General features: G+C 41.4%; 10 protein-coding genes. 6 read left to right on the top strand and 4 right to left on the bottom strand.

The window, feature by feature from the left end:
- The first annotated feature begins 9 nt into the window (after nucleotides 1–9).
- The 3 genes from GR929_RS15795 to GR929_RS15785 all read left to right on the top strand — a co-directional run bounded on the left by GR929_RS15795 (nucleotide 10) and on the right by GR929_RS15785 (nucleotide 3,866).
- Complete coding sequence (locus GR929_RS15795; RefSeq protein WP_159521536.1) at nucleotides 10–1,272, top strand: ABC transporter permease; 1,263 nt, start codon at nucleotides 10–12, stop codon at nucleotides 1,270–1,272.
- A gap of 20 nt (nucleotides 1,273–1,292) precedes the next feature.
- Nucleotides 1,293–2,423, top strand: a complete 1,131-nt coding sequence (locus tag GR929_RS15790; protein WP_159521534.1) for an efflux RND transporter periplasmic adaptor subunit — start codon at nucleotides 1,293–1,295, stop codon at nucleotides 2,421–2,423.
- Nucleotides 2,424–2,531: 108 nt separating this feature from the next.
- Nucleotides 2,532–3,866, top strand: coding sequence for a TolC family protein (locus GR929_RS15785; RefSeq protein WP_159521532.1), 1,335 nt, complete (start codon nucleotides 2,532–2,534; stop codon nucleotides 3,864–3,866).
- 365 nt (nucleotides 3,867–4,231) lie between these two features.
- Here the strand turns inward: GR929_RS15785 and kbl are convergent, their stop codons facing one another.
- From kbl to GR929_RS15765, 4 genes are all read right to left on the bottom strand, one after another.
- Nucleotides 4,232–5,419: a glycine C-acetyltransferase gene (gene kbl / locus GR929_RS15780; RefSeq protein WP_159521530.1), complete on the bottom strand. Its 1,188-nt coding sequence runs from the start codon at nucleotides 5,417–5,419 to the stop codon at nucleotides 4,232–4,234.
- Between the two features lie 208 nt (nucleotides 5,420–5,627).
- The gene (locus GR929_RS15775; RefSeq protein ID WP_159521528.1) at nucleotides 5,628–6,875 is read right to left on the bottom strand and encodes a hypothetical protein; all 1,248 of its coding nucleotides are present in this window, start codon (nucleotides 6,873–6,875) and stop codon (nucleotides 5,628–5,630) included.
- A 146-nt stretch (nucleotides 6,876–7,021) separates the two neighbouring features.
- Nucleotides 7,022–7,639: a ribonuclease HII gene (locus GR929_RS15770; protein ID WP_159521526.1), complete on the bottom strand. Its 618-nt coding sequence runs from the start codon at nucleotides 7,637–7,639 to the stop codon at nucleotides 7,022–7,024.
- Nucleotides 7,640–7,667: 28 nt separating this feature from the next.
- On the bottom strand, nucleotides 7,668–8,795 hold the full coding sequence (locus GR929_RS15765) for a glycosyltransferase family 4 protein (protein ID WP_159521524.1): 1,128 nt from the start codon (nucleotides 8,793–8,795) through the stop codon (nucleotides 7,668–7,670).
- Between the two features lie 189 nt (nucleotides 8,796–8,984).
- Here GR929_RS15765 and GR929_RS15760 point away from each other — a divergent pair, with 189 nt between their 5' ends.
- The 3 genes from GR929_RS15760 to GR929_RS15750 all read left to right on the top strand — a co-directional run bounded on the left by GR929_RS15760 (nucleotide 8,985) and on the right by GR929_RS15750 (nucleotide 12,062).
- A complete protein-coding gene (locus tag GR929_RS15760; RefSeq protein ID WP_159521522.1) occupies nucleotides 8,985–10,433 on the top strand; it encodes an oligosaccharide flippase family protein in 1,449 nt (482 codons plus the stop codon).
- An 89-nt stretch (nucleotides 10,434–10,522) separates the two neighbouring features.
- Nucleotides 10,523–11,173 (top strand): DUF3267 domain-containing protein, encoded by a 651-nt coding sequence (locus GR929_RS15755; RefSeq protein ID WP_159521520.1) that lies wholly within the window; start codon nucleotides 10,523–10,525, stop codon nucleotides 11,171–11,173.
- 355 nt (nucleotides 11,174–11,528) lie between these two features.
- Nucleotides 11,529–12,062 (top strand): hypothetical protein, encoded by a 534-nt coding sequence (locus GR929_RS15750; protein ID WP_159521518.1) that lies wholly within the window; start codon nucleotides 11,529–11,531, stop codon nucleotides 12,060–12,062.
- Nucleotides 12,063–12,087: the final 25 nt, after the last annotated feature.

Here is a 12,087-nt window from a genome sequence, read left to right as displayed (position 1 = left end):
ACAAATACGATGATAGAAAGATTTAACGAAATATTATCCGCCTTAAAGAAAAATAAGCTACGCAGCTTTTTAACTGCATTTGGGGTTTTCTGGGGAATATTCATGCTTATTATTATGGCAGGAGCCGGAAAAGGACTTGAAACCGGTATTACTGATGGTGTTGGTAAAATTGCCGTAAACTCATTTTTTATGTGGACACAACGAACAAGTAAGCCTTATGAAGGGTTCAGGCGTGGCCGCAACTGGGATTTCAACAATGAGGATATTGAATATATTCGCAACCATATTCCTGAAGTTAAAACAGTTGCGCCTCGACTTTTTGGTTCGTGGTTGAGCGGAAATAATACGATCAGGGGAGACCGAAGCGGTTCATTCAACATTAAAGGAGATTACCCGGAGTGGGCAAACATCGATCCCGCCGAATTTCCGAAAGGGCGCTGGTTAAACGAAATTGATATTAAACAACGCCGAAAGGTTTGTGTTGTTGGCGAGAAAGTTGTTGACGAGATGTTTTCGAAAGACGAAGAACCTCTTGGTGAATATTTAAAAATAGGAGGAGTTTTCTATCAGATAGTCGGAGTCATTCATCCGGTATCAAATATGAATATGAATGGCAAGACCGACGAAAGCATCTTTCTGCCATTTACAACGATGCAAATTGCCTACAACTACGGAAATGATGTTCACATGATGGGCATTACTGCCGCCGAAGGATTGAGTGCAAGTGCTGTTGAAGAGAAAGTGATTTCAGCGATTAAGAAACGACATAAAATTGCACCGGACGATGTGCAGGCAGTTGGACACATAAATATTGAAAAGCAATTTAAGCAATTCGCGACCTTATTTGGCGGCATTAGTATTTTAACATGGATTGTAGGAATTGGTACGCTGCTGGCAGGAGTTATCGGTGTTAGCAATATTATGCTGGTAATTGTGAAAGAACGAACCCAGGAAATCGGAATTATGCGAGCTATTGGTGCCACCCCTCGTGTAATCATTGCCCAAATAATCTCCGAGAGTGTTTTTTTAACCACTATTGCCGGATATTTTGGACTCTTTTTCGGAATTTTTCTTTTAGAACTGGCCAATAAGGGGCTCGAAAGCGCTGCTGAGAATGGAGCTGACATTTTCATTAAAAACCCGGAAATAAACTTAACCGTTGCTGTTTCGTGCCTGCTAATCCTGATTATTTCAGGAGCTTTTGCAGGTTATATTCCTGCACGCAGAGCCATTCAAATAAAACCCATTGATGCACTAAGAACAGAAAATTAAAAAATAATAATACCACAGCCATGAAAAAATTCTTTAAAATCTTACTAATTGTAATCCTTATTGCTTCCTTCTTCGGAACGATTTATTTTTTATATTCAAAGTCGAAAAGCCAACCTGATGTCTATAAAACCGAAACCCCGAAAATAGACAACATTACAAAAAAAACGGTTGCAACAGGTTCGGTTGTTCCCCGTAAAGAGATTGAAATAAAACCACAAGTATCCGGAATTATTGAAGAAATTTACCTTGAAGCTGGTTCGGAAGTAAAAATGGGGGACATTATCGCCAAAGTAAAAATTATTCCCGATATGGTAACCTTAAACAATGCCGAATCGAGAGTAAATCAGTCACAATTAAACTACGAAGATTCAAAAATTGACTACAACCGGCAAAAAGAGCTTTTTGACAAAAAAGTTATTCCTTATGGAGAGTACCAAAAAGCACAACTGTCGTTTAACGCGGCTCGCGAAGAGCTAAATGCAGCACAAAACAACCTTGATCTGATTCGAAAAGGAGCGACAAAACAAACAGCGCATGCATCCAACACGCTTATCCGCTCAACGATTGATGGAATGATTCTGGATGTTCCGGTGGAGGTTGGAAATTCTGTTATCCAATCAAATACCTTTAATGATGGAACCACAATCGCCGTTATTGCCGATATGAGTGACATGATTTTTGATGGAAAAGTAGACGAAACCGAAGTCGGTAAAATCCACGAGGGAATGGACATCGTCTTGACAATTGGAGCGATTGAAAATGAAAAGTTCGAAGCAAAGCTCACCTACCTCTCGCCCAAGGGAGTGGAAGAGAACGGAGCCATTCAGTTTGAAATTAAAGCCAACGTAAACCTGAAAGAAGGACAATTTATACGTGCCGGGTACAGCGCCAATGCCAATATTGTTTTAGAAAAAAAGGATAGCGTAATGGTGATACCTGAAGGTTTTCTGAATTTTGAAAACGATTCGTCCTTTGTTGAAATTAATACCGGAACAGAGGAAGAACCCAACTTCGAAAAACGATTTGTACACACCGGTCTTTCTGATGGAATTAATATTGAAATTACCGAAGGCCTCAGTCTGAAAGATAAAGTTAAAGGGGAGAAAATTGATCCAAAGAAATTAAAAGAAAAAGAAACAAACGCTGGCTAACCGACTGGATCAGGCCAACATTTTTGCGGTTAAAATAACGCGACTAAATCAGCACTATTTCAAACGAATGACTAAATTAGCCCATTGGATAACAAAAAGAAATCAACCATGAAACATTTATTTCAGATTGTTGCACTGATCACTCTTATTTTTTCGGGAACTGCGAAAGCCCAGCAGAACTGGGATTTGCAGCAATGCATCGATTATGCACTCGAAAATAACATTCAGATTCAGCAACAATCAATCAATACCGACTATTATCAGAATGAATTGCAACAAGCCAAAAATAACCGCTTGCCATCGCTAAGTGGAAGCTTGTCAAACAGCTTTAATTTTGGCCGCTCGTTACAATACGATAATACTTACGCCAATTATAATTCGAACCAGACCGGAGCCAGCCTAAGTGCCAATGTTCCTCTTTGGAATGGTTTCAAGTTGCAAAACTCAATTGACAAAGCAGACCTGGACTTAAGAGCCAGCCTGGCAGATTTGCAAAAAGCCAAGGATGACATCAAGTTATACATTGCAGCCGCATATCTTGAAATTTTGTTTGCCGAAGAATTAGTGCAAGTCGCCGAGGATCAACTGGAAGTAACCAAGCTACAGATTGACCGAACTCAAAAATTGGTTGATGCCGGAAGCCTGGCCAAAGGAAGTTTGTTGGAAATTGAAGCCCAACAAGCCAATGAAGAATTGAACCTGGTCAATCAGCAAAACAGCCTGCAACTGGCCTATCTTAATTTGTACCAGCTATTGGAGATCGCTTCTCCCGATCAATTTAAAATTGAAAAGCCGGTATTACCTGTTGTTAAAGCAAACGGATCGTTGCTTAACTCAATGGACGTGTTTCGAAATGCGGTCAAAATCCGCCCCGAGGTGAAAAGTGCCGAATACCGCCTGGGAAGTTTAAAAGAGCAAGTAGCCATTGCTAAAGGAAGTTTGTACCCTAGTTTAACGTTTGGTGCCGACTACTACAACTCGTACAACAACAAATACAAAGATTTTAACGGCGACGAAATTTCGCTAAACGATCAGTTGAAGAATAACGAACGCTACGGACTAGGAGTAAATTTAAGTATTCCAATTTTCAGCAAAGGGCAGGTTCGCACGCAGGTTAAAAATGCGGAGTTGCAGGTGCTGAATCAGGAATATGAACTACAGAGCACCAAAAATACGCTTCGTAAAGATATTGAACAAGCATACACCAATGCCCTGGCCGCCTTAAAAAAATATATGGCCAGTAATAAAGCAGTGGAATCAACACAGGAAGCTTTTCGGTATACCGAAGAAAAATTTAACGTGGGTATGGTTAACTCGGTCGAATATAACCAATCGAAAAATAACCTGGCCAAAGCTAAAAGTGATCTGGCGCAGTCCAAATACGAATACATTTTCCGAACCAAAATACTCGATTTCTACAACGGCAACCCGTTGAATTTGTAGAATTTTGTTGTTCTGAATTGAAAGATCCGGTCTGTCTCGTGCAGGCCGGATCTTTTTCTTAGGCTCTACAAGCGATTTTCCGGCTTGCGGGTTCCTTTGTGACTACTCTTACATGCCCACCCGCGGTTGCAGCTCACAAACTGAGCCTTCAGCTTCGTACTTTCGCAATTGCAGGGCCTTGCCGGAGGCGTCGGATTCCTTCCCGCGCTGTTGCAGGAGCTTGCCCGGCGCGTCAGATTGCCCCGCTCGCAGTTGCGGCTGGCTACCCGAGGGGTCGGGTAGCCAGCCGCGCAATTGCAGGGACCCACATTTCAATCTTTTAGGGTAATGTTCATTAAACTGCGTCAGTTGGAATAACAGGAAAGCTAGATCACTTCCAGCTCTTTCCCTACTTTTATAAAAGCTTCAACAGCCCGATCAATTTGCTCCGGCGCGTGAGCAGCCGACAGCTGAACCCGGATACGGGCTTTCCCTTTAGGAACTACCGGGTAAACAAATCCAATCACGTAAATGCCTTCTTCCAGCAATCGGTCGGCAAATTTTACAGCAAGTGGTGCATCGTAAAGCATAACCGGAACAATAGCTGTTTCACCCTTCACCAAATCGAAACCGGCAGTTTGCATTTTTTGACGGAAATGATTGGCGTTCTGCATGGTTCGGTTTTGCAACGCTGAGGAAGCAGAAAGCATATCCAGCACTTTCAAAGTAGCGCCAACAGTTGCCGGTGCCAGTGTATTGGAAAACAAATAGGGTCGGGATCGTTGACGAAGCATCTCAATAATTTCTTTTCGGCCAGAAGTACAGCCTCCATTTCCACCACCCAATGCTTTACCAAAAGTGGTCGTAATAATATCAATCTTACCCAGTAAACCGAAGTGTTCAGCAGTTCCTCGCCCGGTTGCTCCAATGTAACCTGTTGCATGCGAATCGTCCACCATCACCAGGGCATCGTATTGATCACACAGCTCAACAATCTCGGGTAGTTTCGCTAAATCGCCGTCCATCGAAAATACGCCATCAGTCACCACCACGCGGTATTTTTCCGACTGACTTTCAACCAGGCAACGCTCCAGTTCTGCCATATCCGAATGCTTGTACCGGTAGCGCTGCGCTTTGCACAAGCGAACTCCGTCAATAATCGACGCGTGGTTCAACTCATCCGAAATAATGGCAGAATCAGTTCCCAGCAAAGGCTCGAACACCCCACCATTGGCATCGAAAGCAGCGCAATACAAAATGGTATCTTCTGTGCCCAGAAACTCCGATGTTTTTTGCTCCAGCTCTTTATGAATGGCTTGCGTTCCGCAAATAAAACGAACCGACGAAAGTCCAAAGCCCCAATCATTCATTACGTTTTGAGCAGCGTGAACAACATCAGGATGGCTGGCCAATCCCAGGTAATTGTTGGCGCAAAAATTCAATACTTCGTTTTCGTTACCAACCTTAATCGCTGCACCTTGAGCCGAAGTAATAATTCGTTCGGTTTTATAAAGTCCCTGTGATTTTAATTCTTCGAGGGTTTGTTGTAAGTCCTGTTTTATCTTGCCGTACATTCTTGTAGATTTTAATAGTTAAGATATTGAAATCCGGGTGTTGACCCTTCATCAAAATAACTGAAAACAAATGAAATAAACAGTGATAAATAACAGGCAGGAATTCGAAGTTCCAAATTCCAAAAAACTAATTTTCGGAACAAGCTGATCTAAATGGCACCTCCTGATCCCCTGAAACTGCTTGTGACAACGATAATCAACTATTTCATTACCCTTTCAATCGGGGGTTGACCACATTATTATACAACGAACCAAATGTAAAAGACAATCCAACTCGAAGCCGATAATTATAGGCTGTAGCCTGTTGCACCTGTTTTGTTAAGATTTCTTCAACGGTAGCTTCGCTTTTCAAGATGGATAAACGGTCGTTAATGATAGAGTATTCGCCAGAGACGTTCAACGAAAGTCCTTTCCAAACCCTGAGATAAAGTCCTGAGTATATCGCAAAACTGTTTTTGTCGAAATCGTGGAAATAGTTTTTTGTCGAAATCGACGTGTATGCAGAGCCCCATTTCTCCTGTACTTTGTAGGCTATGGATAGAATTTGCCGAAAAAGATCTTCATTAATTTTGTTGTAAATCGTTGTATCCAGATACTCACGTCCGTTATAACCGAGACGATATGAAAACCGAAGCTGTTTTCGACTGGAAAGTTCGTAAGGAAAAAGATTGTATTCAACGGCAGGCAATGCCCAAAAGTTCAACTTAATGTTACTGTAGGTACTTGATGATATACCTGAATTCACTCCAACAGCCATGTGGTTTCCAATGCTTTTCACAATCAGGTTTTCAAAAGAACGGCTGGTTCTGGTCGCTGTAATTTCCTCTCCATCTGTTTTGTACCAGTCCTCATCGTATCTGCTATCCACATCAAACTCAACTCTCCATTCAGGGGTTATCCTTTCAGCATCAATGGCAAAATCCAGATCAAACTCTCGTTCGGTTTCTTCTCCATTAATACTGGTGTTGCCACGAATGGCGAAAACCCAACTGTCCCACTTGTCTTCATTTTCAATTTTCCCTACCGTATGTTCTCCATTAAACTTAACATCAACGATCTGCGAACCATGTGCCAGGTAGCGTGCCAACCCCAGTCTTATCACATTGGTATAGTTGTCCCTGATTTCGGAATTGGTTTTGTCTGGCGAAGAAAAATAATAGAGCGTATCGTTCAGTCCTTCAAACTCGCCGGCACCAATAAAATAGAAAAGATATTGCCGCCCGCTTCCCCCTGTCCGTTGCAAAGTACTCAATAAATGGACATTGGCCGCGTCGCTTGTGCGAGAATAATTAACGTGTTTTATCTCCTGCCTGATATGGGTCAAATCAATCCCCTCTGTGTCAAAAAAAACGTTGACCTCAATCGGATCTCCATCAGGGGTTGTAGAAGCAATCATGACTGTTGGGTGAGAAAATATTAAAAACAGAAGAAACAAGGTTGTGAAACTAATTTTCATTCGCATAAGGGTTAGTTGGTTTTTTTTCAAATAGTTAACCATTTGAACTACAAATTTGCAAATACCATTTCAGGAATAAAAGTACCATTAACAAATATTTTGAAATTTGTAAAATCAACCAATTATCCTGAGCAGCAAAAGGAGCTTTACAGCTCCAATCGGAGTTGCTCGTTCAGCAACCGAAAGCTCAGTCGGTGGTGCGAACTTGGCCCGTGTTCTCTAATTGCTTCACGATGTACTTTTGTTGGATAACCTTTGTTTTTTGCCCACTGATAATGAGGAAAGTCCTGATGAATTTGGTTCATATAATCGTCGCGATAAGTTTTTGCCAACACCGATGCGGCAGCAATCGGTAAAAACTTACCATCGCCTTTAATGATGCAGTCGTGTGTTATTTCCGGATAAATTGTAAACCGGTTACCATCAATCAACAGATGTTCGGGCTTTATCCTCAGGTTGGCAACTGCCCGGTGCATGGCCAAAAATGAAGCGTTCAAGACGTTGATCTCATCAACTTCCTGATTGGTTACCACTCCTACTCCAAAGGCTACGGCCTGCTCCTCAATAATTGGGCGCAACAGGTAACGCTGCTTTTCACTTAATTTTTTAGAATCGTTAAGCAATTCGCTCTCGAAAGTAGCTGGCAAAATTACTGCCGCTGCATAAACAGGCCCCGCCAAACAACCTCTTCCGGCTTCATCGCATCCGGCTTCAATCCGTCCTTCTTTTAAAAATAATTGTAGTGCTTTTGTCTCCTCGATCATCGTTTGCTACATTCAACTCATTACAAAATCAGGTGTTCAAACAAATTTGAATGCTTCCCCACAGTTGGTCTGCTGTTTTATCCCATGTAAATTTCGTCTGTTGTTTCCGACCTTTTTCAATCAGGTCTGCCCGAAGGTCGGCATCGTTGGCCACCCGGATCATGGCATCTTTAATCTGGCTCACCTCAAACGGATCAGCATAATAAACCGCATTACCACCAACCTCTGGCAGGGAGGTGGTGTTGGAGCAAATAACCGGAATTCCGGCACTCATTCCTTCAATAATCGGAATTCCGAAACCCTCAAAATACGGGACAAAAGTCATGGCCAGTGCAGCGCCCAGCACCTGATGCAATTCTTCAATAGGCAAGCGCCCGGTAAAAACCACATCATCTTTAAAACGCATCCCTTCGTAGGTTCTGGTAATATCACCGGTTTTAAACATTTCACCTCCGGTAATCACTAATTTAATATCCGAATCTACAGAGGTACGAAAAGCATCGAAAGCACGCAGCAATCCACAAATATTCTTTCGTGGATGTAATGACCCAATGTATAAAAAATATGCTTTCCCATTGGTATATTTTTCACGGGCAGTTGCTTTCTCTTCGTCTGAAGTAGCGGTATATAACTTGTTTACGCCATTATAAACCACGTCAACATCATCAGCAGGCACACGGTAGGTCCGGCAAATATCTTCTTTTGAGTAATACGAAACCGTGGCAATACGTTTGGCACGTTTGGCAAACCGGGGGAAAAAATAATTGTAATACTTCGCCGTCAGCCAAGGTAAATCCTTTGGACGGTGTGCAAAGTTAATATCATGAATAACAGCCAGCTGTTTCACACGGGTATTTAGCGACAAATAACCATCGGGAGATAAAAACAAGTCCGCTTTGTATTTCCGAAGCACCAATGGGATACGAATCTCAAACCACAAAAGCCACAATAATGGATGTCGGGTTGGTGGTGAAATCACAATTGGCTTCACATTATCCGAAAAAATAAAATCCTCATCATACTTCCGGTCAAAAATAAAAAGAAACTGGTGCTCAGGATGATTCTGAGTGATTCGGGAAAGTGTTTCCTTGGTAAACCAACCAATCCCTTCCAGTTTTCCTTTTTGCAATAGTCGGGTATTTACAGCGATGATCATTCGATTTTCGGATTATTTAAATTCAATGTGAGAATTATTCTGCCATCATTAAAAAAATAGCCACAATTAAAGTTAAACCGTTTAATAAAAAGCAACTCATAAAATCGTGGGCATTTCAAGTCAAATTTACAAAGTCTGCCTAAAAAATGCTTATTTTTAACCAAATTAATCAGAAAAAGAATACGCCTGTTGAAACGCAAGTTTGTCACAAACCTTTTACTACTCCTTTTCCTGAATCTGCTAATCAAACCTTTTTGGATTTTTGGTATTGACCGCACGGTTCAAAATATGGTTGGCGCAGAAAGCTATGGGTTGTATTTTTCGTTGCTTAACTTTTCAATCGTTCTCAACATCTTACTTGATCTGGGAATCACCAATTTCAACAACAGAAACATAGCGCAACACAGTCATTTACTTCAGAAATACCTCAACAATATTGTTGGGCTTAAATTTTTGCTGGCTGTTGGCTACGCATTTGTTTGTCTGCTCGTTGCCATGGTCATTGGCTACAACGAGGTACAACTGCATTTGTTACTCTTTCTGGTTTTTAACCAATTTCTGATTTCCTTTACCTTTTACCTTCGATCGAATATTAGCGGATTACACCTGTTCCGAACCGATAGTTTGCTTTCGGTGCTTGACCGAAGCCTGATGATCGTGTTTTGCAGTGTATTGCTTTTTACCGATTGGTTTGGCGGCTTCTTCTCCATCACCTGGTTTGTGTATGCGCAAACACTAGCCTACCTGTTCGCAGCTCTAATCACCTTTTTTACTGTTTTACACTATACCCGGGGAATCCGTATCAAAATCGATTTAAAATATATTCTACTCATTCTAAGACAAAGTTACCCGTTCGCCTTGCTGATTTTATTGATGTCTTTTTATAACCGGATTGATTCGGTGATGTTGGAACGCATGCTGCCTGATCCCCTCGGAAAACAACAGGCCGGTATTTATGCGCAAGCTTTTCGCCTATTGGACGCATTTGCCATGTTTGGGGCTTTGTTTGCCGGATTATTGCTCCCCATTTTTGCACGCATGATTAAACAGCGTGATGATTTGGGGCAGCTCATTCAGATTGCGTTTTTACTGATTATTGTACCTGCAATTCTGGTTGGAGTCGCGGCCAATTTCTACGGCTTCGAAATTATGAATCTGCTGTATCACGAGCATGTTCAGGAGTCAGCACCAATCTTTGGAATTCTCATGATTGGTTTCATCTGCATTGCCACTACTTACATTTTTGGTACCCTTTTAACGGCCAACGGAAGTTTAAAACAGCTCAACTGGATGGCTTTCTCGGGTATGATCATTAATGTCGTACTCAACCTGATTTTGATCCCACAAATACAGGCAACCGGATCAGCTTACGCCAGCTTGGTAACCCAACTGCTAACCGCTGTTGTACAGGTTGCTATTGCTGTTTCTATTTTTAAAATGAAAGTCAACTACTTGCTAATCCTGAAGATCACTGGATTTACCTTATTTGCAATTTTAGCAGCAAAACTCAGCCTGTTGATTGATAACTGGGCCATTGGTTTTGCCTCCATGATAATTGCCGAAATCAGTTATGCATTTGTAAGCCGATTAATTTCGCTAAAAGCCCTTTTCCAAATTTTAACCAAAAAGCAAGCATGAAACGGGCATGGAAAAACTCATTACCAGACAGGAGATTGAATATATGCGAGTTCCAGATGAACCGATAAAAAGTAACCAATTATAGTCTGATGAAACATCGTCTAACACCAAAAGATTTAACTGAAGGCAAAGATTTTGAGCTGCTGGCCGAAGTCGATCACTTACATATCAAGCAATTTATTACCGAACAAATTGTAAACGAGAAAAAGTTGATCCATCAATATTCGGTTTACCAAATAGCGATGATTGCCCTATTTGTTTTTCTTCTGACAAAAGCTATTCTTTCGTATACGAGTGGTATTAGTCAGCCACTTTGGGCAATTGGAGCCTCCCTGGTGTTTTCATTCTCATTGCTCATTATTCTTCACGAATTGATTCATGCAGCCGCTTACCGGTTGGTTGGCACGGGCAAGGTTCAGTTCGGAGCTATTTGGCGGAAGTTTATTTTTTATGCAGCCGTTGATCAGGAAGTCATTGATCATTCTTCATTTCGAACTGTTGCTTTGGCTCCTTTCATCGTTGTAAAGGTAATCAGTATCGTGTTCGCCCTTATTTTTTGGAGCACCTCATGGGCATACTTCTTTGTCAGCCTGATGTGCATTCACTCCTTGTTCTGCGCGGGCGACATAGCGATGTTGGCTTTTTACAAACTACACCCCGATAAAGAAATTTACAATTTTGACGACCTGGGCCAAAAGAAAACATTCTTTTATTTCAAAAAAAAGAATTTACCCAAGTAGATGAGTGTAACCATACAAATAATACTGAGCTAAAAGAAGAAAAAAACGATTTGTGTGAAATTAAATCTACCGAACATGAAGTAACAAAGCATAATAGCTCCGGATGTTTATTTCACATCAACGATATCAATAATCATAAAATAAGCTTTAATCCGAGAAGGACTAAAGCTAAAGTCCAGATGAAAACCAAAGGGTAGAAAAAAAAATTGAAATGGTTGAACAAAGAAGCTCCGAACTGTATTATTATAAAGTTGGTTTGACAAAGCACAATTGATTAGTGAGGTATTAAAAAAATTCAACATTCCTTACAACTAATCATGACACCGACATTCAACATATAATTAAAAACATCACTATGAAAAACAAAATTTCTATTTTTGCTTTTGTTCTTTTTGTCATGTTCTCTGCGAACAGTTACGCTCAGTACAACCCATATTCCGATGGTTCGTCATTGTTCACGGTTGGAGTGGGAGCTTCAAGCTGGGGAATTCCACTTTTTGTCAGGTACGAAAAAGCTGTTGCTGATAATATTACCGCAGGCGGCTCTTTATCTTTTCAGTCAAAAGGGGAAACCTATGGAAGTAACAAATGGAAACACACCATTGTTGGGCTGAATGCCCGGGGGAGCTATCATTTTAACGAGCTCTTAGAAGCACCAGACGAATGGGACTTTTACGGAGGAATGTCGTTAGGCTATTATTTCTGGGATACAAAATATGACGGGGCAGGAGGTTCATATACCTACTCTGGCTCTGGAAGCGGAGGACTAGGCATTGGACTTCATCTGGGAGCGCGTTATTTTATTAAGGACAATATGGGCATCAACCTTGAGTTAGGCGGCGGTTCAGTGCTGGCCGGTGGTACAGTTGGTGTAACATTTCTACTCTAATTGCACCCCAAATTGATCTTAATTG

This window comes from Sunxiuqinia indica, from assembly GCF_009847015.1.
GTDB classification, from domain to species: domain Bacteria; phylum Bacteroidota; class Bacteroidia; order Bacteroidales; family Prolixibacteraceae; genus Sunxiuqinia; species Sunxiuqinia indica.
Note: the sequence above shows the minus strand (reverse complement) of the source record. Positions and strands in the feature narration are given on the sequence as shown.

Bases quoted from the DNA above. Each gene is read 5' to 3' on its own strand.
- GR929_RS15795 (WP_159521536.1), top strand. From the start codon at position 10: ATGATAGAAAGATTTAACGAAATATTATCCGCCTTAAAGAAAAATAAG.
- GR929_RS15790 (WP_159521534.1), top strand. From the start codon at position 1,293: ATGAAAAAATTCTTTAAAATCTTACTAATTGTAATCCTTATTGCTTCC.
- GR929_RS15785 (WP_159521532.1), top strand. From the start codon at position 2,532: ATGAAACATTTATTTCAGATTGTTGCACTGATCACTCTTATTTTTTCG.
- kbl (WP_159521530.1), bottom strand. From the start codon at position 5,419: ATGTACGGCAAGATAAAACAGGACTTACAACAAACCCTCGAAGAATTA.
- GR929_RS15775 (WP_159521528.1), bottom strand. From the start codon at position 6,875: ATGAAAATTAGTTTCACAACCTTGTTTCTTCTGTTTTTAATATTTTCT.
- GR929_RS15770 (WP_159521526.1), bottom strand. From the start codon at position 7,639: ATGATCGAGGAGACAAAAGCACTACAATTATTTTTAAAAGAAGGACGG.
- GR929_RS15765 (WP_159521524.1), bottom strand. From the start codon at position 8,795: ATGATCATCGCTGTAAATACCCGACTATTGCAAAAAGGAAAACTGGAA.
- GR929_RS15755 (WP_159521520.1), top strand. From the start codon at position 10,523: ATGAAACATCGTCTAACACCAAAAGATTTAACTGAAGGCAAAGATTTT.
- GR929_RS15750 (WP_159521518.1), top strand. From the start codon at position 11,529: ATGAAAAACAAAATTTCTATTTTTGCTTTTGTTCTTTTTGTCATGTTC.